20 protein-coding genes are annotated in these 24,074 nt (G+C 48.0%); 16 read left to right on the top strand and 4 right to left on the bottom strand.

Features of this window, described 5'->3' with window-relative positions; all coding sequences use genetic code 11:
* Positions 1-711: 711 nt before the first annotated feature.
* The 14 genes from NYE54_RS33685 (at position 712) to NYE54_RS33620 (ending at position 16,480) form a co-directional block, all read left to right on the top strand.
* A complete protein-coding gene (locus NYE54_RS33685) occupies positions 712-2,475 on the top strand; it encodes an ABC transporter substrate-binding protein (protein WP_339269141.1) in 1,764 nt (587 codons plus the stop codon).
* A 66-nt stretch (positions 2,476-2,541) separates the two neighbouring features.
* A complete protein-coding gene (locus tag NYE54_RS33680) occupies positions 2,542-3,504 on the top strand; it encodes an ABC transporter permease (protein ID WP_339269139.1) in 963 nt (320 codons plus the stop codon).
* 12 nt (positions 3,505-3,516) lie between these two features.
* Positions 3,517-4,440 carry an oligopeptide ABC transporter permease gene (opp4C, locus tag NYE54_RS33675; RefSeq protein ID WP_339269137.1) on the top strand — a complete coding sequence of 308 codons (924 nt, stop codon included), beginning with the start codon at positions 3,517-3,519 and terminating at the stop codon, positions 4,438-4,440.
* A gap of 11 nt (positions 4,441-4,451) precedes the next feature.
* Positions 4,452-5,426 (top strand): ABC transporter ATP-binding protein, encoded by a 975-nt coding sequence (locus NYE54_RS33670; protein ID WP_098749590.1) that lies wholly within the window; start codon positions 4,452-4,454, stop codon positions 5,424-5,426.
* Positions 5,426-6,391 (top strand): dipeptide ABC transporter ATP-binding protein, encoded by a 966-nt coding sequence (locus tag NYE54_RS33665; protein WP_076326277.1) that lies wholly within the window; start codon positions 5,426-5,428, stop codon positions 6,389-6,391. The genes NYE54_RS33670 and NYE54_RS33665 overlap by 1 nt, the downstream gene beginning before the upstream one ends.
* Positions 6,392-6,613: 222 nt before the next feature.
* Positions 6,614-7,585 carry a D-alanyl-D-alanine carboxypeptidase family protein gene (locus NYE54_RS33660; RefSeq protein WP_339269135.1) on the top strand — a complete coding sequence of 324 codons (972 nt, stop codon included), beginning with the start codon at positions 6,614-6,616 and terminating at the stop codon, positions 7,583-7,585.
* A gap of 242 nt (positions 7,586-7,827) precedes the next feature.
* A complete protein-coding gene (locus NYE54_RS33655; RefSeq protein WP_076326275.1) occupies positions 7,828-8,814 on the top strand; it encodes an LCP family protein in 987 nt (328 codons plus the stop codon).
* A gap of 224 nt (positions 8,815-9,038) precedes the next feature.
* Complete coding sequence (locus tag NYE54_RS33650) at positions 9,039-9,473, top strand: CBS domain-containing protein (RefSeq protein ID WP_076326274.1); 435 nt, start codon at positions 9,039-9,041, stop codon at positions 9,471-9,473.
* A gap of 261 nt (positions 9,474-9,734) precedes the next feature.
* Positions 9,735-10,037: a MazG-like family protein gene (locus tag NYE54_RS33645; RefSeq protein ID WP_179090743.1), complete on the top strand. Its 303-nt coding sequence runs from the start codon at positions 9,735-9,737 to the stop codon at positions 10,035-10,037.
* 5 nt (positions 10,038-10,042) lie between these two features.
* A complete protein-coding gene (locus tag NYE54_RS33640; RefSeq protein WP_339269132.1) occupies positions 10,043-10,960 on the top strand; it encodes a DUF2232 domain-containing protein in 918 nt (305 codons plus the stop codon).
* Between the two features lie 11 nt (positions 10,961-10,971).
* Positions 10,972-12,972, top strand: coding sequence for a DHH family phosphoesterase (locus NYE54_RS33635; RefSeq protein WP_339269130.1), 2,001 nt, complete (start codon positions 10,972-10,974; stop codon positions 12,970-12,972).
* Complete coding sequence (gene rplI, locus NYE54_RS33630) at positions 12,969-13,412, top strand: 50S ribosomal protein L9 (protein ID WP_339269128.1); 444 nt, start codon at positions 12,969-12,971, stop codon at positions 13,410-13,412. Before NYE54_RS33635 ends, rplI begins: the two co-directional genes overlap by 4 nt.
* 1 nt (position 13,413) lies before the next feature.
* Positions 13,414-14,778, top strand: a complete 1,365-nt coding sequence (dnaB, locus tag NYE54_RS33625) for a replicative DNA helicase (RefSeq protein WP_071219350.1) — start codon at positions 13,414-13,416, stop codon at positions 14,776-14,778.
* 412 nt (positions 14,779-15,190) lie between these two features.
* Complete coding sequence (locus tag NYE54_RS33620; RefSeq protein ID WP_098749584.1) at positions 15,191-16,480, top strand: adenylosuccinate synthase; 1,290 nt, start codon at positions 15,191-15,193, stop codon at positions 16,478-16,480.
* 432 nt (positions 16,481-16,912) lie between these two features.
* Here the strand turns inward: NYE54_RS33620 and NYE54_RS33615 are convergent, their stop codons facing one another.
* From NYE54_RS33615 to NYE54_RS33600, 4 genes are all read right to left on the bottom strand, one after another.
* The gene (locus NYE54_RS33615; RefSeq protein ID WP_339269126.1) at positions 16,913-17,611 is read right to left on the bottom strand and encodes an ABC transporter ATP-binding protein; all 699 of its coding nucleotides are present in this window, start codon (positions 17,609-17,611) and stop codon (positions 16,913-16,915) included.
* Complete coding sequence (locus NYE54_RS33610; RefSeq protein WP_339269124.1) at positions 17,611-18,711, bottom strand: ABC transporter permease; 1,101 nt, start codon at positions 18,709-18,711, stop codon at positions 17,611-17,613. Before NYE54_RS33610 ends, NYE54_RS33615 begins: the two co-directional genes overlap by 1 nt.
* Before the next feature lie 121 nt (positions 18,712-18,832).
* A complete protein-coding gene (locus NYE54_RS33605; RefSeq protein WP_339269122.1) occupies positions 18,833-20,215 on the bottom strand; it encodes a HAMP domain-containing sensor histidine kinase in 1,383 nt (460 codons plus the stop codon).
* Positions 20,212-20,889 carry a response regulator transcription factor gene (locus tag NYE54_RS33600; protein WP_339269120.1) on the bottom strand — a complete coding sequence of 226 codons (678 nt, stop codon included), beginning with the start codon at positions 20,887-20,889 and terminating at the stop codon, positions 20,212-20,214. Before NYE54_RS33600 ends, NYE54_RS33605 begins: the two co-directional genes overlap by 4 nt.
* Before the next feature lie 255 nt (positions 20,890-21,144).
* Here NYE54_RS33600 and NYE54_RS33595 point away from each other — a divergent pair, with 255 nt between their 5' ends.
* Both NYE54_RS33595 and NYE54_RS33590 read left to right on the top strand, forming a co-directional pair.
* Entirely contained in the window at positions 21,145-21,831 is a 687-nt protein-coding gene (locus NYE54_RS33595) for a hypothetical protein (RefSeq protein ID WP_339269118.1), read from the top strand.
* Between the two features lie 272 nt (positions 21,832-22,103).
* A complete protein-coding gene (locus tag NYE54_RS33590) occupies positions 22,104-23,672 on the top strand; it encodes a peptidoglycan DD-metalloendopeptidase family protein (protein ID WP_339269116.1) in 1,569 nt (522 codons plus the stop codon).
* Positions 23,673-24,074 lie beyond the last annotated feature (402 nt).

The following is a 24,074-nucleotide window of genomic DNA, read 5'->3' as shown; positions in this document are numbered from 1 at the left end:
TGAAAGAGCAAGGTTGATTTATCTGACATGAAATTCAACGTGAAAGCAATCCGGATCACAGTCCCGGATTGCTTTTTTAAGCTTTAACGCAGTAGGAGCCTAAACTATGAAAAAGTAGAACCATAAATCTGCGTCATCTAATAACGAATTGAAGCATATCGTAAGGATAATATATTACATAAAAATGGTTCCTAGTTGTATTCAGGGAAGACCAACTCAAGTTATGTTAAATTAAATAACATACACATTACCTAATAGACCGAAAAATTAATAAATAGATTTTAATTCCGAAATATATGTAATTTAATATTACATGAACACTGCAAAACCATGAACGAATATAGTTATAAATTGTAAATAAATCTTGATATTACATACATTTTCAGTAAACTAAGGATATCCAACGGAGATAAACTTAATTATTAACCTCGAAAATGACGTTAAAAACATGATTTTTGAGAAAAATGAAAAAAAGTAATTGACGTTACCTAAATTTACACGTATCATAACATTAATTTTATAGGCAAGAAGATTTTGCTAGAGACTTTGGCACTAATTGACCAATGGTATATTTTCTGTAAAACTTTCAATTTATTTCACATTATGCAATGACATCCTAGAGAACTTCAATACCGAAATTATTTAAGGATGATTTCAATATTCGTCCTGATAATTTATATTGCAACAACATTTTTTAAGAGGAGGATTCGCATGAAGAAAAGAATGTCACTCCTGCTTGCAATCATGCTTTTGGCCATGACGGTATTGGCAGCATGTGGAGGCGGAGGAACAGCAGAACAGCCAAGTCAAGGGGAGCAAACGGAGCAAACACCACCAGCTGAAGGCGACAAAGATACTACAGAACCGCCTGCTGAAACTGGAGACGAAAGCCAAGGTTATTTCGAAGCAACTGATCCATCTAAGAATCCAACAGCTGCTAAAAATCGTAAAGATACACTGATCGTTGGTATGACTTCACCAAAAGGTGTTTTCAACCCGTTCTTCTGGCAAACAGCATATGATAAATATGTTGTAGAAGCAATTTTCGATTCTTTCTTCACGTTGAACGGTGATGGAACGTATTCGAACCGTTTGGCAGAAAGCGTTGAAGTTTCCGAGGATAAATTAAAATATACGTTTAAATTGAAACAGGGTGTAACTTATTCAGATGGCACACCTGTAACAGTAAAAGATTATGCATTTGCGATGAAAGTTCTTCATGATGCTAGCTATGACGGTCAATCTGATATCTTCTCGACACATGTAAAAGGTGGTCAAGAGTATCATGATGGTAAAGCAACGGACATCTCTGGTGTTAAAGTTATCGATGACCACACCATTGAGATTGAAGTAACTGAAGCAAACGCTATGACGAAGGATTCTCTAGGAGACATTTCTTTCGTACCAGAAGCATACTACGGTAAAGATTATAAACAAGGCAACCTGGAGTACATGAAGAACCTGCATACTAAACCAATCGGTAGTGGTCAGTATGTACTGAAGAGCTTCGCTCCTGGTCAAGAGGTTGTATTGGAAGCTAACCCGAACTACTTCCTGGGGGCTCCGAAAATCAAAAACGTAATTTACAAAACAACTACTGATGAAACTAAATTGGCCATGTTCCAATCCGGTGAAATCGATATGGATATGGTTACCGTTAACGAAGATACCGTAGAAGAGTTGAAATCCATGGGCTTCTTGGACATCAACATCTTCCCAACCAATGGGTATGGTTACGTTGCCATGAACCATAAAAATCCTAAGTTCCAAGATCCGAAAGTTCGTCAAGCATTATTATACGGTTTGAACCGTGCAGAAATCGTTGAAATTATCTATGGTCCTTATGCTAACGTAATCAACATTCCACAATCGAATGTATCGTGGGCATATACTACTGAAGGTATCGACACACATGATTTCGACATCGAGAAAGCGAAGCAGCTTCTTGATGAAGCAGGCTGGGTTCCAGGTGCTGACGGCATCCGCGAGAAAGACGGCAAGAAATTTGAGCTTCACTTCTCTGCAACAGCTGATAATCCGGTTGTAGATGCTTTGATTCCGGTAATGAATCAGAACTACCAAGAGCTTGGCATTAAGATCATTGCAGAAACATTAGACTTCAATGCGATCATGGATAAGAAGGATAAAGGCGATTTCGAAATGTTCTTTGCTGCATGGGGCTTGACTCCAGATCCAGAATCTACTGTATACCGTACGGATGGACAGCAAAATGATATCGGATACTCCAATCCTGCTTATGATGCAGCAATGGATAAAGGTCTGAAAGCCTTCGATCTTGAAGAGCGTAAAGCAGCATATGCAGAAGCATATCAAGTGCTGAATCAAGACGTTCCGGATCTCCCGATTTACCAAAGACGTGATATGTGGGGTATCAACAGCCGAGTTAAAGGCATGGAAATCACTCCATACAAAAACTTCGTGCTTGATCTTTACAAAGTCGAACTTGAACAATAACAGCAGGAAACATATGCTCAGCTCGCAAGAGCTGGGCATATCCACTTATAAGCCGGGAGGAATATTATGAAGCAGTACATTATCCGGAGGCTGCTGCAGATTATCCCGACAATGATCGGGATCTCGATTCTCATATTTGCAATATCAGCAATGGTGCCAGGTGATTATATCACTGCAATGGATAACCCGACGATGACTGCTGAGAAAGCAGCTCAGCTTCGGGAAATTTATGGTTTGGATAAGCCGCCGGTGGAGCGTTACTTCACATGGGCTGGCAATATGTTAAAGGGCAATCTCGGAGATTCCCTTCAGCACAAACAACCGGTTACCACCGTTATGGGTAACTATGTATGGAACTCTGTTTTTATTGCTGTTTTTTCGTTGATATTTAGCTGGATAATCGCTATCTTTGCAGGGGTATTCTCGGCTAAATTTCAGTATTCATTGTTTGATAAGATCGTAACCTTATTTATCTTTTTGTGTATGTCACTGCCTTCTTTCTTTATCGGACTCCTTCTCATCAAGATTTTTGCCTTGGATTTAGGATGGTTTCCGGTTGGTGGTATGAAAACTTCAGGCTTGAATGGAAACACATGGCAGCAACTGATTGACATCGCATGGCATATGTTCTTGCCAGTGACTGTACTTACAATGCTAAGCACAGGCAGCTTGACACGGTATTTCCGTACAAGCATGCTGGAAGTTATCCGTCAGGATTATATCCGCACAGCCCGTGCAAAAGGATTGAAGGAACGTACGGTTATTTTCAAGCATGCTTTGCGTAATGCAATGCTTCCTGCGATCACTTTGATGGGTTTCGAGTTGCCAGGCTTATTTGGTGGAGCCATCATTTTGGAAAAGATATTCATTTGGCCTGGGGTTGGCCAGGTATATCTGGAATCGATCAATATGCGGGACTACCCGTTTATGCTCGGCTTCACGGTATTTATTTCCGTATTGACATTGCTAGGTAACTTGTTATCTGATGTCCTGTATGGCGCCGCTGACCCAAGAATTCGCTTAAAGTAGGAGGAGATTCATTTGTCCGCAGAGGCTGCACCATTAAAAACGAATCTACCAGTATCGAAGAAGCAGCCGGATTCTCCATGGAGAATGGCCATTCGCCGTTTTTCCAGAAACCGTCTTGCTGTCATCGGACTTTTCATAATTGTATTTATGTTTTTGCTGTGTTTTATGGGCCCGATATTTTCACCATATTCCCTATTTGATTACAGTGTGGCTGATAAGAATTTGCCTCCAAGCTCAAAGTATTGGTTAGGAACCGATAAACTGGGGCGCGATATTCTCCTGCGCATGATGCTTGCAGGCAGGATTTCCCTCACAGTTGGACTGGTAGCGACAGGTATTTCCATTATTATCGGTTCTACCCTTGGAGCTTTGGCAGGGTTTTACCGTAAATGGGTAGATACGCTGATTATGCGTATGGCCGACATCTTTATGGCATTGCCTACGCTCCCAATCCTCATCATCTTGGGTGCGGTATTGTCTGATTTGAAGGTAGATCCTTCCAAACGCATCTATTTCTTGATGCTTATCATTGGTATATTGGGTTGGAGCAGTATTTCCCGTCTCGTACGTGGTCAAATATTGGGGCTCCGTGAACAGGAATTTATGCAAGCAACGGAAGCCTTGGGACTTAAGGATCGCCGAAAAATCTTCCGCCATCTGCTTCCTAATACGATTCCAATCATAATTGTATCTGCAACGCTTGGTGTAGCGGGAGCTATCCTGTTTGAATCGGCACTGAGTTTCCTAGGAGTCGGGGTTGTTCCGCCAACACCATCCTGGGGAAATATGATTTCTGCCGCCAACAATCTCATCGACTTCCGCAAGCGACCATGGTTATGGATACCGCCAGGCATGTGTATTCTTGTGACCGTTGTTGCGATTAACTTGATCGGTGACGGGCTTCGCGACGCACTTGACCCGAAAATGAAGAAGTAGGAGATGCGAATATGGCAAAAGAATTAGTTGAATTCCGCAATTTAAAAACGCATTTTCAAACCTCCGCAGGTACTGTAAAAGCCGTCGACGATGTCAGCTTCAAAATCCGTGAAGGTGAAACACTGTGCGTGGTGGGCGAGTCGGGCTGTGGTAAAAGCGTAACAGCCATGTCTCTTATGCGTTTAATCGATACACCTCCAGTAGGAGGAGAAATTCTGTATGAAGGCAAGGACCTGCTGAAGATGAGCAAGCGCGAGATGAGCTTGATTCGCGGCAACGATATCGCCATGATCTTCCAGGAGCCAATGACCTCACTGAACCCGGTATTAACGATCGGGGAGCAGATTGTAGAGCCAATTGTGTTACACCAGCTCGTAAACCGTAAAGAGGCTAAACAACGTGCCATCGAACTCATCAATCTGGTAGGAATACCGCGTGCGGAGAAGATTTTCGACTCCTATCCGCATGAGCTCAGCGGTGGTATGCGCCAGCGGATTATGATCGCGATTGCACTTAGCTGTAATCCCAAACTCCTAATTGCAGATGAGCCAACAACTGCGCTGGACGTTACGATCCAGGCCCAGATTTTGGATCTGATGCGCGACATCAAAGGGAAAATGAATACATCCATTATGCTGATTACGCATGACCTGGGTGTCGTAGCCGAAATGGCTGATTACGTTGTTGTTATGTATGCAGGAAAAGTCATTGAAGAAGCTCCGGTAATCGAGCTCTTCAAGCAGCCGAAGCATCCATATACCAAAGGGCTTTTGAAAGCTAAGCCCATCATTAACCAGACCCAAGAACGTCTGTATTCGATTCCGGGACAGGTACCCAATCCGGTAGATCTTGGAGATAACTGTCATTTCCATGATCGCTGTGAATCATGCATGCAGATTTGTAGAGAGAAGACACCTCCGCTCGGTACGGATCCTAACGGCCATAAGGTCGCTTGCTGGTTGTATGAAGAGGAGGGGAAAGCGTAATGAGTCAAGCATTGATCGAAATTGATGGTTTGAAGAAATACTTTCCCATCACCGGCGGCATACTGCAGCGGACGGTGGGTAATGTAAGAGCAGTTGACGGAGTCAGCTTCACCATCAACAAAGGGGAATCCTTTGGGCTTGTAGGTGAATCCGGCTGCGGCAAAAGCACCATTGGCCGAACCATTCTCCGTTTGTTGGAGAAAACGGAAGGTAAAGTTATCTTTAATGGTCAAGATATCCATACATTGTCCAAAGAGAAGATGCGTGCACTCCGTCCGAAAATGCAGATCGTGTTCCAGGATCCATTCAGTTCCCTGAACCCAAGAATCAAGGTTGGCGAAGCGATCGGCGAAGCACTCATTGACCATGGTTTAGTTAACCGTAGGGACCTTAAAGATCGCGTGATTGAAACACTTGAGATTTGCGGCCTTGCTGCCTATCATTATGATCGTTATCCGCATGAATTCTCCGGTGGACAGCGTCAACGGATCGGGATTGCCCGCGCGTTGATTCTGAATCCAGACTTTATCGTAGCGGATGAGCCGGTATCTGCACTGGACGTATCGATTCAAGCGCAAATCATCAACTTGCTTAGTGACTTGCAGCGCGAGAAACAGTTGACCTACTTGTTCATTTCTCATGATCTCAGTGTTGTAGAGCATCTGTGCAACCGAATTGGGGTAATGTATCTGGGATCGATGGTAGAAATGGCTAGCAAGGAAGAACTGTTCCGCAATCCTCTGCACCCTTATACGAAGGCATTGTTGTCGGCAGTTCCGGTACCGGATCCAACGCTGAAGCGCGAGCGGATTGTACTGCAAGGCGACATTCCGAGCCCGGCCAATCCGCCATCAGGCTGCAAGTTCCATACTCGCTGTCCACTGGCTTCAGAACTATGCAAGCAGGAGATTCCAGAGTATCGTGATATGGGTAATAACCACTTCGTTGCTTGTCACTACGCTTAATATGACTCTTCATATCTAAGTTTTCTGACAGCAATTAGAACATGTATTAGAAAATAAATAGATTCATAGGGAGACTTCCTCCGTCTGCGGACGGAAGGGGGTCTCTCTTTTATTTTCGAGTGACTAATCGACTGCATTTACAAAAATTTCTAAATAAAATTTCTGGAAAAAAGCAGACCAAAAGAGCCTTTCAACCGTCTATAACTATGGAGGGCTAATTCTATGAGAAAACGGTGGCTTTGGTTCGTCATGATGTTGTTAATTATCGTCCCGATTGGGGCGGTTGTCATAGGAAATATAGAACGAGCGGGGTTTAAACCGAAGGTGGACGCGCGAGCGGTTGTCTTGATGGATTTAAACACCGGGCGTATTTTGCTCAGCAAAAATGGCGATGTACCTTTACCGCCTGCAAGCATGTCCAAGTTGATGACCGAGTTGGTTATTCTTGATGATATCAAAACCGGGAACAGATCCTGGGACGATGAAGTCAAAATAAGCGATCTCGCAACGGACGTCAGAGGAGTTAAGATTGCCCTGAAATCGGGTGAAATTCTGACGGTGCGCGAATTGTTCCAGAGCATAACGGTTTATTCGGCGAATGATGCCGCCGTAGCACTTGCCGAGCATTTTGCGGGTTCTGAGGAAGCGTTTGTCCGAAAAATGAATGCCAAAGCAAAAGAGATTGGTTTATCCAGCGCGACACGATTCGTGAACGCGTCAGGAGTCGAGCGAGACACAGCCAGCGATCAAGCCTGGCCATTGAATGGAGAAACAGTGATGACCGCAGAGGATACGGCCAAACTGGCAGCGCATTTGATTCGCAGCCACCCGGATATTCTTAGCACCTCCAGCAAGACCCAAACCAAGATCAGTGGACGCAATTTATATTTAAGCAACACCAATTGGATGCTGCCATCGGTAGGAGGCCCTTATTCCTATGAAGGCACGGACGGCTTAAAAACAGGGTACACGGTCAATGCAGGATACTGCTTCACGGGCACCGCGGAGAAACAAGGCAGTCGGCTTGTTGCCGTTGTCATGGGTACCGAGTCTAAAGAAGCAAGATTCGAAGAGACACGCAAGCTGTTTGACTACGGATTTGCTAAAACGTTAACATGGAGAGAGCGACTGGATGACTGGTTTCAATATTCAGGAGTCACAGCCGCTCTTACGTATGATAAGAGACCCGTTTAGCGGATCGTTGAAGAGTTGGTAGATTTATAGAACTGCCCGTGAAGGGTTCACATTTGACAATAATCTGGTTTACAATAGATGATGTGTTGGAACTGACCTACTGATATGAAGTGAGTCAACGGGAAGAGTTCCCGTTTAATAAGGAGAGGAGGGTGAGCCAAGTAGCTTGGGGTGCAAGCAAGGACCTTTAACGATCTGACTTATCCATTAAATTATTTTATAATAAAGAAGGAATCGAACTCATGAAGAGGAAATCAATATATATTACTCTCGCTTTGGTCATACTGCTGGGCTCCACCGCGTTTCTGTTCAGAACGCAGCTTGCGGTTGTAGCATTTGATCTGTTTATGGCAAAAGATGTAGAGGAATCATTGCAGAAATCGTATAAACCGCTCCAGAGCGACAAGACCCCTGAACCTGTAGTACTCCAGAGCGAACCGTTCTCCGTTATGCTGCTTGGGAGTGACCAGCGGGAGGATGAACCTGCGCGTTCGGATACGTTGATCTATGCGGTTGTGCGTCCCATGGAGTCCAAAGTGCTCTTAATATCGGTTCCAAGGGACACGTATGTCGATATTATCGGTAAGGACAAGAAAGACAAGATTAACCACGCGTTTGCATTTGGCGGACATCAAATGGCCAAAGATACAATGGAGGCATTTTTCGAGGAAGAACTTAATTATTATGCTTCCATTAATTTTAAGGGCTTGAAGAATGTTGTTGATGCCATCGGGGGCGTGGAGCTGCCGATCGGCAAGGATATCGTCAATAAAGGCAGAGACCATGAGAAATTCACGATTGAAGCCAACAAACCGATTTATAACGGCGAGGAAGCTTTGAATTATGTCCGATATCGGGAAGATAGCGACTTTAATCGTGCGAAGAGACAACAAGTGTTTTTGGACGTAGCGGCCAAGCGGGTGATGAAGCTTGATCAGATCGGCAAGGTGCCTGAACTTATCGAGATCATGGGAGATAATTTCCAGACCGATATGCAGCCTAAATTCATTATTGACCTGGCGAAGCAGATGCTGACCGGGGGTAAAGTGGATATGACCAGCTTTACAATCATGGGGGAAGGCATGAAAATTGGCGGCGTCTATTACAACGAGCCCGACATGGATGATGTGCAGGAAGCTCGGGATTTAATTGACAACTGGATGAATCCGGATACACCGGCTGACCAGCTGCTGCAGCCCAAAGATGCAGAGAAGCAAAAGTTGAAATAAATATACACCGGTATACCCGGATGAATGTCATAGTACGTTGCTTCATCTCAATCAGCAGTCGGATGGCTGCTGATTTTGTGCCCTATACAAGGAATCAGAACGACGAAGTTAACGTATGTATGAGTATGGATAGGGGAAGGAGTAACCTGCATACCTAGGCTTTAAATCAGGAAGGTTACTTAACATGACTTCAGAAGTTGGAGTCATAAGGAGGATAATGCATTATGAATATCGCTTTTTTTCTATTACCGAAGCAGGAAGTGATCTGTTTAACACTGGATTCTACGCTCAGGCAGACGCTGGAACGGATGGAGTTTCACCGATACACGGCTGTGCCCGTACTGGATAAGAACGGACAGTACGCAGGGACTGTAACGGAAGGTGATCTGTTGTGGCATATGAAAAATTCGGATGGCAAAATCACCTTTGAGAATGCTTCGAAATTTTTATTGAAGGATGTTCCTTTTCGTATGGATATTAAACCGGTGTCGATTGACGCCCGGATGGAGGATCTGATTAATCTGGCCAAGGTGCAGAACTTTGTGCCTGTGGTGGACGATATGAACCGCTTTATCGGCATTGTACGCAGAAGCCTTATCATTGAGTATTGTGAACGGTTTGTCTCCAAGGAGACGATGGAGTCTCACGGGGCATCATAATCAAGTAGATTTGTGAATAAACAAGGGCGTGGGACCACGATGACAATGTGGGTAACACGTCCTATTTTTATAGAAGCGAGGCAGCAGTGAAAGAGCGGGGAGGAATAACCGGGGCCCGATTGGAGTACAAAGAGAAGGTAGCTTATCTCTATCCGCTGGTTCTAAGGATGGACAGGGTGCATGGGCCTTTGTGTGGGCGGCTTTTTTTTATGCTATAATGGAGAATAAAGCTGTTTTCAGGGAGAGATGGATATGCCAAATATGCCGAAGGACTTGGATGTAGCTAAACGCGCCAAAGTGATTGAATGGCTCAAAACCGAAGTAATTGACAATGTATCCCGGTTATTCAAAGCTCTATGGGAAGGCAGCACTACAAAGGTTGGAGACAGTTTGGCAAGCCTGATGATGAGCTCATACATACTGGGCCGAAGGCTCGGCTTGACCTATCGGGATTTGGACGATCTCTTGTTAGAGAAATTGAAAAAGCATAAGCAGGAAGGACATCAACTGGAAGATTGGTACCAGGATATTTCCGCGCTCGAAGAACATTTACGTAAGAGGTGAACATATTGAAACTGCGCTGGACTACGGCGGTATGGAGCGTTATTTATTTGCTTCTGCTGCTATCACTACTCACACCCTTTTCGATCGTAACGGCTTTCTTGTTAGTTCTGCCGGTTGCGGTTCTGTTTACGGCTTTGAATACAAAATCATTTATCATGCATGTGGTGCCCGTGTGGCTGATCGCGCTTCTGATTCATCCCATATATGTGTTATTCGCGATCTATTTTGCCATTCCGGGGATCGTCATGGGGTATTTGTACCGGAAGCGGAAGGCTGCCATGCAGGTATTGAAGTATGGCATGGCTGTCATGCTGGTGGAAATGCTCGTTCTGCTCATGATCAGCACGGCCTTCTTCCAATTAAATCTGTCGGAGTACGTGGATGAGATTGTGAAGATGACGACCGCTCCGCTCACTGAGATGGGTGTAGAAGGCGGCCTAGGCGGACAGTTCCTTGGCACAGAACTCGATACACAGTTCATTAAAGATCAAACGATGCGCTTGGTTCCATTTGCGATGATTATCAGCTCGTTCCTCATGACGGTGGTAACCCATGCTTTGGCTCGTCCTACACTGGGCAGCATGGGCTTGTCCGTGCCGCGGCTGAAGCCGGCTAGAGAATGGATGCTGCCGCGTTCCCTGATCTGGTACTACTTGCTCATTTTCTTCATCAACATAGCAACCGTCGATTCGGACAATACCTTCATGAAGATGATTGTGGCTAACGCTACACCTTTGCTGCAGATCTGCTTCATGATCCAAGCGCTGGGGTTCTTCTACTATCTCGCTCACGAACGGAAGTGGCATCCGATTGTGCCGCTTTTGACGGCTTTACCGATTGTGCTGTTCCCGCCGGCTATGATTATCGGAATCCTGGACTTGGCGTTCCCACTTCGTCAGGCGTTTAGTAAAACCAAAAGATAGGGTGATGAGTCATGCCTAAATTTCTGCAGAAGCGCTGGCACGGCTATCATACCGTCTGGGCGTTTGCGCTGGTGCTTCTGCTTGTTATTTTTCTGTCGTTCTACAATACCATTCTGGGGCTGGTCGGATTGCTGCTTGCGGTGGTAGGCGGCTATGCGATGCTGAAGACGGAGATGCGATTCCGCCGCGAGCTGGTGGATTATATTGGGGATCTGTCATTTCGGATTCAGCGGGTCGAGGGCGAAGCGGTAAGCGTACTGCCATTTGGCATTGTGCTGTACAGCGAAGACAAGACAGTGGAGTGGCATAACCAATTCGTAGTCAATATGTTTCCGCATCAATCGTTGGTCGGGGTATCCTTGCAGGAGTTGTTTCCTCAGCTGGTTAACGCGATGAAGGAAGCCCAAGAGAAGAAGGATAACAAGGAGAAGCTGCCGAAAGAAATTCGTCTGGAGATCTCCCACGAGGATAAGTTCTATGGAGCAACCGTCATTCCGGATGAGCGACTCATTTATCTGGATGAGATTACCGAGCTGGCCGTGCTAAGGCAGCGGTATGAGGATGAGCGATTGGCTTTGGGCATTATCATGATGGATAACATCGATGAGGCCTCGCAGGGGATGGATGATCAACAGCGTACGGCATTGATTGCGAAGGTAACCAGTGAGATCACCGATTGGGCGCGTGAATTTAACGTCTATTTGCGGAGACTTTCCTCGGACCGCTATTTGATGATGCTCAACCACCGGTCGCTGGATGCGCTGGAGAACAGCCGTTTTCTCATCTTGGATGAAGTCCGGGAGATGACCGCCGATCTGAAGGTACCGCTGACGCTAAGCGTTGGCCTTGCCTTCGGTTCAGAGGACATTACGGAGCTAGGGCAGCTGGCACAATCCAGTTTGGATATGGCGCTGGGCCGCGGCGGAGATCAAGCTGCCGTCAAAGCGGGTCAAAGGCTTTCCTTCTATGGCGGTAAATCCAATGCAGTGGAGAAACGGACGCGCGTAAGGGCACGTGTCATCTCGCATGCGCTGCGTGATTTGATGCAGGAGAGCGACAAAGTGATCATCATGGGCCATAAGCTGCCGGATATGGACGTGGTCGGCGCTGCAATCGGCATACTGAAAGCAGCCCAGATGTATAAAGTGGAGGCTTATATCGTGATGGAGGGAATGAATCCGTCGATTTCGAGGCTTATGGAAGAGGTCCGCAAGGACGAGGCCTTGATGAACCGCTTCGTCTCCACCGAACAAGCGATGCAGATGATGACAGAGCATACATTGCTCGTTGTGGTTGATACGCATAAAGCCTCAATGACGATGGAGCCGCGGCTGGTTCATCGCGCAAGCCGGGTTGTGGTGATGGATCATCACCGGCGCGGAGAAGAGTTTATTAATGATGCAGTGCTGATCTATCTTGAACCGTATGCCTCCTCGACCTGTGAGCTGGTTACCGAGGTACTGCAATATATTCACGAGCGGGTATCCCTTACTCCGGTTGAGGCGACGGCCCTATTGGCGGGGATCACGGTAGATACCAAGCATTTTGCCCTCCACACGGGATCGAGAACGTTCGAGGCTGCCGGTTTCCTACGGCGTCACGGAGCTGATACGATGATGATTCAGCGGGTGCTCAAGGAAGATCTGACAGAATTTATAGCGAAGGCAGAAATCGTGAAACATGCTAAAATGGTATATGACCATATCGCCATTGCGGTATCGACGAGCGGGGAGCCTATGCCGCAGCTGCTGATCGCTCAAGTAGCGGATATGCTGCTGAATATGACGGATGTGCAGGCATCGTTTGTCATTAGCGAACGCACAGACGGCAAGATTGGCATTAGCGCCCGCTCCATGGGCAAGATGAATGTTCAGATGATTATGGAACGTCTCGGGGGAGGCGGACATTTAACGAACGCCGCAGTACAACTGGATACGACGCCTGAGAAAGCCGAGGAGAAGTTGATGGAGGTACTGAAGGACATCGAAGCGAAAGAGGGGTTATTTGAATGAAAGTCATTTTCATAAAAGATATGAAGGGTCAAGGCAAGAAAGGTGAAGTGAAGGAAGTTTCGGAAGGGTACGCAACAAACTTCCTGATTCCGCGGGGAGTCGCTCGTCCGGCAACCGACGGCAACATGAAGACGCTGGAGCAGCAGCAGGCTTCCGAGGAGAAGCGCAAAGCCCAGGAGAAGGAAGAGGCGCAGGCGCTCGGCAAGAAGCTGGAAGAGATGACGGTTATCCTGAAAGCTAAAGCTGGAGAGGGCGGCCGTTTGTTCGGTGCCATTACCAGCAAACAAATTGCTGAAGCTCTGGCAGGACAGAAGATCAAAATCGACAAACGCAAAATTGAACTTAGCGATCCGATCCGCAGTCTGGGTGTTACCCAGATTCCGGTGAAGCTGCACCCTGACGTCAAGGCGACGCTCAAGGTTCAAATTACGGAGGAGTAATATGGGAGGAGAACTCTATTTCGATCGGGTCCCCCCGCAGAACCTTGAGGCAGAGCAGGCGGTGCTGGGTGCCATTCTGCTGCAAAGTGAAGCGCTGATTACAGCGATGGAGCGGGTGCAGGCCGAGGACTTCTACGACAAAACGCATCAGATGATCTATGAAGTTATGGTGCAGCTCGGGGAAGGCAATCAACCGATCGATCTGGTGACCCTTACATCTCTCCTGCAAGATAAAGGGCAGCTGGAAGAGGTCGGAGGCGTCAGCTATTTAGCCAAGCTGGCACATGCGGTTCCGACGGCTGCAAACGTGGATTATTACGCCCAGATCATCGAAGAGAAATCGATGCTGCGGCGGTTGATTCGAACCGCAACACAGATTGTCAGTGAAGGATATACCGGAGGAGAAGATGTATCCGGTATGCTCAGCGAGGCGGAGCGTCGCATTCTCGAGATCTCCAATCGACGCACAGGCAGCGGGTTTATTGCGATCCGCGATGTGCTGATGGAAGTATTCGAGAAGGTGGAGGTTCTCCATCAGAACCGGGGAAATACAACGGGAATTCCATCCGGCTTCGTGGACTTGGACAAAATGACAAGCGGATTCCAGCGCAACGACTTGATCATCGTAGCTGCCCGTCCTTCCGTAGGTAAAACCGCATTTGCCTTGAATATCGCCCAGAATGTGGCGATTCGTGCCAAGGAAACCGTAGCGATCTTCAGTCTGGAGATGTCAGCGCCGCAGCTCGTACAGCGTATGATCTGTGCGGAGGCTAACCTGGACGCCGGGGTCATGCGTAACGGTGATTTCAAGGGTGATGAGGATTGGTCCAAACTCACGATGGGCATTGCAGCTCTGTCGGAAGCCGAGATCTACATTGATGATACACCGGGCGTTACGGTTGCCGATATACGTGCGAAGTGCCGCCGTCTGAAGAAGGAGAAGGGGCTCGGCATGATCCTGATCGATTACCTCCAACTCATTCATGGACGCGGCAAGGCCGGGGAGAACCGGCAGCAGGAGGTATCCGAGATCTCGCGTACGCTTAAACAAATCGCCCGTGAGCTCGAAGTGCCGGTTATTGCTCTGTCACAGCTCAGCCGGGGAGTGGAGCAGCGTCAGGATAAGCGTCCGATGATGAGTGACCTTCGGGAATCCGGTTCGATTGAGCAGGATGCCGATATCGTTGCGTTCTTGTACCGGGATGATTATTACAATCAGGAGACGGAGAAGAAGAACATCATCGAGATCATCATTGCCAAACAGCGTAATGGTCCTGTAGGCACGGTGGAACTGGTCTTCCTGAAGAACTTTAATAAATTCGTCAATTACGAGCGAACCCATGCCGATGCCTTCGCCGCCGGATAACGGCGGTATTCAACCTTAGTCTAGCCAGACAGATACCTGCCACTGGCTGTAAGTTAGGGGCATTTCTTAAGATATCAAGTATAAACTTCGAAGCTTGGGCCTTCCTGATATCGCAAGAAAAACTTCCTCTAACCGCGGTCTGTCTTCAGAGAAAGTACGTCGACAGTCGTTTTTCTTATGGTGGTTCCCCGAATAATGCGGCAATCATTGTATAATCTCGTCCTAATTCCGAACAATCGTACACACTGATGTGCGATTGTTCGTTTTTGTATTTGACTTTAAAAATGGGGACTGTTACACTGGTATTGCTGCTTTAGTGCAGTGAGGTTGAATTTTAATCATCATGTAGAGGTTATTTCTTCAGTGTTACGTGAAATATTAAGGGTGTAACAGCCCGGGCGGAGGAATGAATATGTCAACGGTAGTCGTTGTGGGAACACAATGGGGAGATGAAGGGAAAGGGAAAATCACGGATTATTTGGCGGAAAGCGCTGACGTGGTAGCCCGTTACCAAGGCGGCAACAATGCCGGCCACACCATTCTGATTGACGGTAAAAAATTCAAGCTTAGCTTGATTCCATCCGGAGTATTCTATAAAGATAAAACCTGTGTGATCGGAAACGGTATGGTCGTTAACCCGGCTGCACTTATTGAAGAGATTAATTATATTCATGATAACGGGTTTAGCACGGATAATCTGGTAATCAGTGATCGTGCTCATGTTATCATGCCTTATCATATGGTATTGGATGCTCTGGAAGAGGACCGAAAAGGTCCGAACAAAATCGGTACGACCCGCAAGGGAATCGGCCCTTGCTACATGGATAAAGCGGCACGTAACGGCATCCGGATCGCAGATTTGATGGATGCGGAAGAGTTCGAGCTGAAGCTTCGCCATCTGGTGAAGGAGAAGAATCAAGTCATTACCCAGGTGTATGGCGGGGAAGAACTCAATGTCGAAGAGATTCTGACGCAATACCTGGAATACGCCGAAATCATTCGTAAATATGTGCGTGATACTTCCGTCATCCTGAATGATGCAATCGATGCGAATCAAAAAGTATTGTTCGAAGGCGCGCAAGGCGTTATGCTGGACATCGACCAAGGCACGTACCCGTTCGTTACGTCTTCGAATCCTTCTGCCGGCGGTGTATGTATCGGCTCCGGTGTAGGGCCATCGAAGATTCAACAGGTGATCGGTGTGGCTAAATCCTATACGACGCGTGTAGGGGATGGACCTTTCCCAACGGAGCTGGACAATGAGATCGGTGAGTACATTCGTGAAAAAGGACATGAATACGGCACGGTGACCGGACGTGCTCGCCGCGTAGGCTGGTTCGATAGCGTAGTTGTACGCCATGCCCGCCGTGTGAGCGGAATTACCGGCTTGTCCCTGAACTCGCTTGATGTGCTGAGTGGTCTGGAGACCGTTAAGATCTGTACAGCATATAAATTCCGCGGTGAAGAAATTACACACTATCCAGCAAGCCTGAAAATGCTTGCTGAATGCGAAGCAATCTATGAAGAGCTGCCAGGCTGGAACGAAGACATTACCGGAGCAAAAACGCTGGAGGATCTGCCGGAGAACACCCGTCGCTATGTCGAGCGCGTATCCGAGCTGACCGGCATTCCGATTGCTATCTTCTCCGTTGGCCGCAACCGGGAGCAGACGAATCAAGTGCTTCCGATTTACGAGAAATAATCTAGCGTTGGACCAAGAATAGAGAGACTAGAAGTTCAACTTCAACAATAAGATAGGTCCATGATCCTGCCGATGATATTGTCGGCGGGTTTTTCTTTTGGGCAATGAAGTGAAATCAAGAAACACCTTTGAGATAACATTGATACCCAAAATGTGGAAGAATTTGTCCCTTCATTTGAATAATATTATCCCTTAGTCGGTTGTCCATCCACCCTATAATGGAGAGAGACATAGAGGACAGCACGCTGATAATTTGGAATTGGGGCTAAAGGCAGCGGGTATATGCAGTCAGAACAATGTAGGGGGGACAGAAGCCATACGAATTCAATGAGGCGTATGGCCTTCTTGAGAGCTGGACAAGGTACACGATCCAGCATAATAAAAACCGGATTCATCTACTAGGTTACTAGGGATGAATCCGGTTTTTTCATACTATAGCAGAGTGGGCGGTCGCTGTTCGGTTAACTTGCCGTCCTCGATATAGACGATTCGGTCACATAGATCGAGCATGCGCTTGTCATGCGTGACCATGACGGCGGCTTTCTGGCGCAACTTGACCTCATCGGCGAGCATCTGAACAACGGTTCGACCGCGCTCCGAATCCAGGCTTGCAGTCGGCTCGTCTGCAAGAATGAGCTCCGGATTGTTCATCCATGCCCGGGCAATGGCAACGCGCTGCCGTTCGCCGCCGGATAAGCTCTCAGGGTAATGAAACTTACGGTGCGATAAACCCAGCCGATGAAGCAGCTCATCCGCCCGCTGCTGCGGCTCCTGGCCGTGCTGACCTGCCAGCTTGGCAATCAGGAGGAGCTGATCGCGAACAGTTAGATAAGGAATCAGATTGGAGGATTGAAAGACAAATCCGATATGGTTCAGCCGCAGCTGATTCATTTTTTTTGCAGATAGCCTTGTAACCTCCTGATCGCCCATCCATATTCGTCCCCGGGTAGGGGACAGCAGTGCCCCTGCAATGGAGAGAAAGGTACTTTTGCCGGAGCCGGAAGGCCCAACAACCGCGACAAATTCCCCGCTTTTGATGTCCAGTGATATGTTGTTAAGTACGTTAACTGTGGTATCCCCATCGCCGAATTGTTTGCTCACCTGATCCAATAACAGTTTGGATGATTTCATTATGCAGCCCTCCCGATAGCTTCGATGGCATCGATCTTGATGACGCGATACAGCGACAATAGCGATCCCATCAGGGATACCGCGAGGAATAGCAACGAACAGAGCAGGACGACCGAAGGGGGTAATGAAAACGGTACGATGCCGGACAGTAGGAGCGATACTCCATAAGTCAGGCCAATGCTGATCGCAAGACTGACGATGGTAAGGGTCAGGACTTGAAAAATGAGATTCCTCACCAGATAGCCGGTTCCAGCTCCAATGGCCTTCAGGACGCCGAACTGATTCATTTTCTGAATCGTGATGACGTAAAAGAACACAGCCAGGACAAAAGCCGCGATCACAAACAAGAATACAATCATCATGATAAGAGAGCCTTGCTCCTCCTTAAATCCGGGGATGCCCTGCAGCGCTTCGTCTTTCGTCATGATCTCAATGCCGGATATGTCCCGCGCTAGGGTTTCCTTTTGTTCCGGACTGCCATTCAAAACAATTGCACTATAGATGGGTTCTTGCTTCGCACTCCTTGGCTGAAGAGCCTTCCACCCTTCAAAATTCATATGAATAACCGGAGCATGGCTGTAGGACTGTCCTTCAGTAAACGCCGCAATGGTATATGTGGCGCCTGTAGCCTGATCAACGATCCGGTCACCTAACTGGTATCCGTCATCTTTCAAGGAGCGGTCAGCCATGACATGGTCCGCATCCGTATTGTTAATCATGGTACCTTCAACAACCTTGGGAGCTAACATGCTCTCCACGTCGATGGCAAAAAAAGCTGCATCGAATTTAGCTGTAGAGCCTTCCTTAGTCAGCGTATTCATGTGTACCCCCAGCGGGGTGGCCTTGTTTCCACCTGGGTGGCTCCGTACTTCGGTCCAGAGCTCCTCGGTAAGGATGGAGCGATTGATCCGATGATCGGACTCTTCCTGAAGGACCAGATAGTCGGCTTTCATATTTTGTATGGAAGAGGCGTTATCAGAGGAGAGTCCCTGGGCCAATCCGGTCACGAACAGGACGAGCCAGGCAATCAGCACCATAATGAAGCCAATCAGCAGATAGCGCAGCTTCGCATGTCGAAGTTCGCGCAGTGCAAGAAACATGTTTCTCATCTCCATTCCTGTAATTGAGTAGCGCATCATCCCTTTTTATCGATCTCTGAGGGATATGCCTCAAGTATAGGAATGGAATATGAACGGAGCATGAACTCACGATAAGGCTGCATTACACGATGGAGAGAATGACGGTGAAGGTGGTTCCTTTTCCAGGCTCACTCGTTACTTCAATACGCCCGCCATGGAGCTCAACAATCTTCTGAGTAATGGATAAGCCCAATCCGCTGCTGCCCTCGGAACGATCCCGAGCCTCATCCACACGGTAGAACCTGTTAAAGATGTGGGGGAGATGCTCTTGCGGAATGCCAATGCCCGTATCCGAGATCTCGATGCTGCATTGTTTGTTGTTTTGTTCGGTGACACGCAGCGAGATGACGCCCTCTGGAGCCGTAAATTTAATGCTGTTGGTGATGAGGTTGGTCCATACTTGATGCAGCAGGTGTTGATCACCATAGATATAGGTTGAAGGCAGCGACATATCGATGGTCAAGTCCTTGCTGCGCCAGCTCCATTCGGTGTGAAACAATACCTGCCTGATTTGCTCGGCAACGTCGAAGGTGGATTTCTCCAGAATGTTCTCTTCCTTATCCAAGGAAGCCAGCATAAGCAGCTGTTTGCTAAGTTGGGATATTCGGCGGCTCTCCGCTTCAATGATCGACAAGTAACGCTGCCGCTGTTCTTCGGACAAACGCTTGGTTTGCAGCGTCTGCGAAAAGCCCTGAATGGAGGCAAGCGGTGACTGGATTTCATGCGATACATTGGATACAAACTCCTGACGCATCTGCTCCAGCTGCGCCAAACCTTTGGCCATCTGGGAAAAATGATTTGCGAGCTGTCCCAGCTCATCCCGCCGGGTGACATTCAGCTCAATGTTATATTGGCCCTGCGCCACGCTCTGGGTAGCCTCAGTTAACTTCACAATCGGTTTCACGATATATCGCGTAATGATGCCTACAAGCAGAATGCTCAGCAGGATGGCGATGGCCATAATGATCGAGAAGAAGATCCGCATTTCCCCGAATTGAACGGTAATATCGGGCCTGATGAAGAGCGCGTGAGACCTGCCGTCAACCTGTAATGGAATGCCGATAGAATTGCTTAGGACATTGTCGAAAAAACCGGTAATGAACAGTTCAGATGGGAACTCCCCGATGCCATGGTACACCTTCCCGTTCAGTACCCGCTGCACCGTTTCGGTCGAGAGATCGCGTTCACGGAATAAGCCGCCATAGAACCACTCTTTGCCTTGATTGTTCACCAGATAGAATTGATAGCCGAGCTGTCCGATGTGGTGGAGATATTCATGAATATCAATCTCCGGGTGGCTGTCATAGAAATCGCCGATATCCTTGGCCATGGTGGTGACCTTCTGATCATTAAATGGCTTGAGATTGTACTGGTAGTAGAGATTGGACAGCACAAAAGCAATCAAGCTGCTGATAACCATAATGGCGATGGTAGTGAGGACGATTCGCGAATAGAGGGTTTTCACTGCGGCATCGCCTCCAATTTATACCCCACACCCCGAATGGTCCGTATTTGGAAATCTCCGCTTCGGTCCGCGAAGCGTTCCCGCAGCCGTTTGATATGGACGTCAACGGTCCGGTCATCTCCGTCAAAATCCGTTCCCCAGATGAGCTGAATCAATTCCTCGCGCGAGAACGTCCGGTCCGGGTAGCTCGCAAGCTGGGAGAGAAGTTCAAATTCCTTCATCGGCAGCATCAGTACCTTCCCGTGCCCCTGGACTTCATAGCTTTTGCGGTCGATGATGGTTTCGTTCAGATGGATCTTATCCGCGCTGACCATCTGATACCGCCGCAAAAGCGCCTTGATTCGAAACAGCAGCTCCCTTGGTTCAAATGGTTTGGTTAAGTAGTCATCCGTTCCAACAGCAAAGCCTTTCTCCTTATCCACGAGCTGATCCTTGGCCGTCAGCAGAATAACGGGAAAATCATAATAACGCCGAATTTCTTCGCAGAGCTGATAACCGTCCTTGTTCGGCATCATGACATCCACAACAGCCAGGTGAACCTGTTCCTCCGCTAAGCAAGCAGAAGCTTCCTCCCCATCAGCAGCAGTAAAGACCGTGTACCCTTCGGATTGAAGATGATATTGCAGCAGTTCCCGAATATGCGCGTCGTCATCCGCGATTAATATATGAATCATTACTAGAATGAACCTCCTTCATGTGTAGTTCCGATGACTATATATGTATCATAAATACCCCTGTGCGGTCGATTGCAGCCTTCATAGCACGGAAGTAGTGTGGCCTAAAATCACCTGAATCATGAAATATATCAAATGGAAGTAGAAAAAATGGATGATATGGGATTGAAGCGATACCGAGCCGTCAATACTGGAAAAAGAAAGCAATCATTGTCATGTCATTTCAGAGCATGCATGAGCGAAGGAGGAGTACGGATGAAGTGGATGAAATGGCTGCTGAAAGTCAGCCTGACCGCCATCCTGGTGAGCACGCTCACAATTGTGACAACAGGCATCGTGGTCAATGCCTATATTCAATCGGTGTTATCCAGCTTTAATATTCAGCTGGAGACAGAGTCGATGGGGGTTGGAGGTATTATGAAGTCGATGCTGGGCATGGGCTCCGGCACAAAGTCGGATGTTGGCAGCGTCAACGCCGTGAAGGATAACGAATCGGCAGAAGATAAAGGTACCGAGTCCAACGAACCGGCATCAGGAGCCGGATCAGAGACGAAAGGTGAGGCAAAAGAGGACGAGGAGACCAGTTCGGACCCATCGGGGACGACGGGTGAGCCGCCAGCAGATGAAGAGGCACCGGATAATTCTTTGCCAGTGATGGGCACGAACACGACAGAGCAGCCTGATGATTCCTCGCTGGAAGATCAGGAGATTGTAATGACACCGGGGGAAATTGTGGATCGGAAGGACAGTCTGCCAACAGAGGAGAAGGAAGAGATTTTTACCATGCTGATGAATAAGCTGCCTCAATCGGAAATGCAGAAGATCTCCGAGGCGATGGAGGATGGTCTGACCGCAGCGGAACTTGCGGACATCGAACAGGGCATATCCAAATATTTGAATGCAGAGGAATTCGATAAACTGATTACCATGCTCAAAGAATAACGGTATGACGGCGTTCAGGCCTGTTCTGTCACTGTTTTGTCACTGACTTGCTAAGGATATATATTAGGAAAAATGAGGAAACCCGCGCTGGGCGCGGGTTTTTCGCTGTTTTCGTAAACTTGAAATGATTGTAAAGGCTATGTTAAAGTATACGAAGATCGAAAAGGTTAAAATTTTGATACCTTTTGACAGGTTGTGTCACATTCAATGCTAAGTCAGCATGTTCAGATGAATGGATTCTTACATATGAACAAGGCTTAAAGGAGAGAGACATGAAAGGTTCTAAGGGGAAACGGTGGATAGACAGCCTCTTGCGTAAGCAAGCAGCCGATCATTCTGCCCACAACAACAACTCGAATCGTGAGCCCTCGGAGCCGTCAAATCCACAAAAACGGGGATGGACCTCACCGCGCAGGTGGATTTGGATTTCGGCAGGGGCAATGCTCATAGCAGGATCGATATATACGGGCGGAAAAGCGTATGTGAACGCGAATACGGTTCCGTTCTATCATGTGTATGTAGATGGAAAAGCAATCGGTACCATTCAAGATGATGCCCAGCTTAACCAGCTGATTAAAGAGAAGCAGAAGGAATATCAGGAAGAGTACCCAGATGTACTTATGGTGCTCAATACCAACGGCATTACAACCAAAGCCGACCGTTCTTATAAACCAGAGGTGAACAGCGAGGAGACACTCCATAAGCTGGATAACATCCTGAAGGCATATGCCCGCGGCGTGGAGCTGAAGGTGAACGGCAAGACCGTGGCGATCGTGAAGGATCAGCAGACGGCCAAAGCTGCCGTCGAAGCAGCCAAGCTGAAGTTCGCGCCGGCGGCTGCCCAGAAAGAGAAGACGCAGAAGGTCGCTTTCACGAAGACGTCCGCATCGGCATCGGGCAAGAAGAGTGGTGACGGAAGCGGGCTCCAATCGGTTGACATTAAAGAAAAAATCTCGCTGGCCAACACGAAGGCTGATCCGAACAAGGTGCTGGACGTGGAAGAAGCGGTCAAGGTGCTGACCGGCACGAAGGACAAGCCGGTGGTGTACACGGTGAAAGAGGGGGATACGATCTCCTCAATTGCACAGCATTTCGGTATGAAGTCTGCGGACGTCATGGCGCTGAATCCCGGACTGGAGGAGAAATATGTTCAGATCGGGGCCGAGCTGCAGGTGACGAAGCCGGAAGCGCCGCTGACGGTAAGAACGGTGGAGACGGTGTCGTTGAAGCAGCCAAGCAAACCGGAAACGATTGTCCGCAAGAGCAGTGAGCTTCCACTTGGGAAACGAAAGGTCGTCCGTCCCGGGCGGGATGGCGTCAAAACCGTGGATTACATCGTGACCAAAGAGAACGGGAAGGTTATCTCCAAGCAATGGACGGGTCAACAGGTGGTTCAGGAATCGCTGCCGGAAGTTGTGTACAAAGGCACCAAGGTGGCGCCTAAGAAAAAAGCAGTAACGGTGACCCAGAAATCCGACGGCAGCATGTTCGCATGGCCGGTCAGCAGCGCGCGTATTACGAGCCCCTACGGTCATCGCTGGGGAAGAAGCCATGAGGGTGTCGATATGGTTGGCGGAAGCACGATTATGGCAGCCGCCTCGGGAACCGTGGTCTTCGCTGGTCAGCAGAGCGGTTACGGCAATGTCGTCATTGTCGATCATGGCAATGGATACCGCACCCTATATGGGCATATGAGCAGGATTTCCGTGAGCAGCGGACAATCCGTTGGACAAGGCACCAAGCTGGGCGTCATGGGCAATACGGGCCGTTCTACTGGAACTCATCTCCATTTCGAAGTGCAAAAAAATGGAGTTGCCCAAAATCCGATGAATTATCTGTAGTTCTGTGTTATACTAGGTAAACCAATGCGACATAAGCCATTATTGGTTCATATATCATAATAGTGAAGATGGCCGCTCCTTAACGGGGGCGGCCATCTTTGCGTCTTGCCAGTCGGAGTGGGGATGTGGGGTAGAACGGGAAATATCTTTCCAGCCGCTGTTGTCCGCCCTTTGTCTGAATTGAATTTTATGAGGGGACAAAGGACTCCCAAAGGCGTCTTCCAAGATATTTTCCCTTATCTGTCGAATCCATCCCCGTGCCTTCCTGCTAAGCTGCGAAGCTGGTGGCCGCTCCCTGAATCGGGGCGGCCGTAGGGAGGCGGTGTGGGTGGGGTAGAACGGGAAATATCTTTCCAGCCGCTGTTGTCCGCCCTTTGTCTGAATTGAATTTTATGAGGGGAC

This window comes from Paenibacillus sp. FSL K6-1330, from assembly GCF_037976825.1.
Lineage (GTDB): Bacteria > Bacillota > Bacilli > Paenibacillales > Paenibacillaceae > Paenibacillus_AQ.
Note: the sequence above shows the minus strand (reverse complement) of the source record. Positions and strands in the feature narration are given on the sequence as shown.

Bases quoted from the DNA above. Each gene is read 5' to 3' on its own strand.
- NYE54_RS33610 (WP_339269124.1), bottom strand. From the start codon at position 18,711: ATGTTTCTTGCACTGCGCGAACTTCGACATGCGAAGCTGCGCTATCTG.
- NYE54_RS33595 (WP_339269118.1), top strand. From the start codon at position 21,145: ATGAAGTGGATGAAATGGCTGCTGAAAGTCAGCCTGACCGCCATCCTG.
- NYE54_RS33670 (WP_098749590.1), top strand. From the start codon at position 4,452: ATGGCAAAAGAATTAGTTGAATTCCGCAATTTAAAAACGCATTTTCAA.
- NYE54_RS33655 (WP_076326275.1), top strand. From the start codon at position 7,828: ATGAAGAGGAAATCAATATATATTACTCTCGCTTTGGTCATACTGCTG.
- dnaB (WP_071219350.1), top strand. From the start codon at position 13,414: ATGGGAGGAGAACTCTATTTCGATCGGGTCCCCCCGCAGAACCTTGAG.
- NYE54_RS33650 (WP_076326274.1), top strand. From the start codon at position 9,039: ATGAATATCGCTTTTTTTCTATTACCGAAGCAGGAAGTGATCTGTTTA.
- NYE54_RS33615 (WP_339269126.1), bottom strand. From the start codon at position 17,611: ATGAAATCATCCAAACTGTTATTGGATCAGGTGAGCAAACAATTCGGC.
- NYE54_RS33635 (WP_339269130.1), top strand. From the start codon at position 10,972: ATGCCTAAATTTCTGCAGAAGCGCTGGCACGGCTATCATACCGTCTGG.
- NYE54_RS33590 (WP_339269116.1), top strand. From the start codon at position 22,104: ATGAAAGGTTCTAAGGGGAAACGGTGGATAGACAGCCTCTTGCGTAAG.
- NYE54_RS33660 (WP_339269135.1), top strand. From the start codon at position 6,614: ATGAGAAAACGGTGGCTTTGGTTCGTCATGATGTTGTTAATTATCGTC.
- NYE54_RS33645 (WP_179090743.1), top strand. From the start codon at position 9,735: ATGCCGAAGGACTTGGATGTAGCTAAACGCGCCAAAGTGATTGAATGG.
- NYE54_RS33685 (WP_339269141.1), top strand. From the start codon at position 712: ATGAAGAAAAGAATGTCACTCCTGCTTGCAATCATGCTTTTGGCCATG.
- NYE54_RS33600 (WP_339269120.1), bottom strand. From the start codon at position 20,889: ATGATTCATATATTAATCGCGGATGACGACGCGCATATTCGGGAACTG.
- NYE54_RS33680 (WP_339269139.1), top strand. From the start codon at position 2,542: ATGAAGCAGTACATTATCCGGAGGCTGCTGCAGATTATCCCGACAATG.
- rplI (WP_339269128.1), top strand. From the start codon at position 12,969: ATGAAAGTCATTTTCATAAAAGATATGAAGGGTCAAGGCAAGAAAGGT.
- NYE54_RS33665 (WP_076326277.1), top strand. From the start codon at position 5,426: ATGAGTCAAGCATTGATCGAAATTGATGGTTTGAAGAAATACTTTCCC.
- NYE54_RS33620 (WP_098749584.1), top strand. From the start codon at position 15,191: ATGTCAACGGTAGTCGTTGTGGGAACACAATGGGGAGATGAAGGGAAA.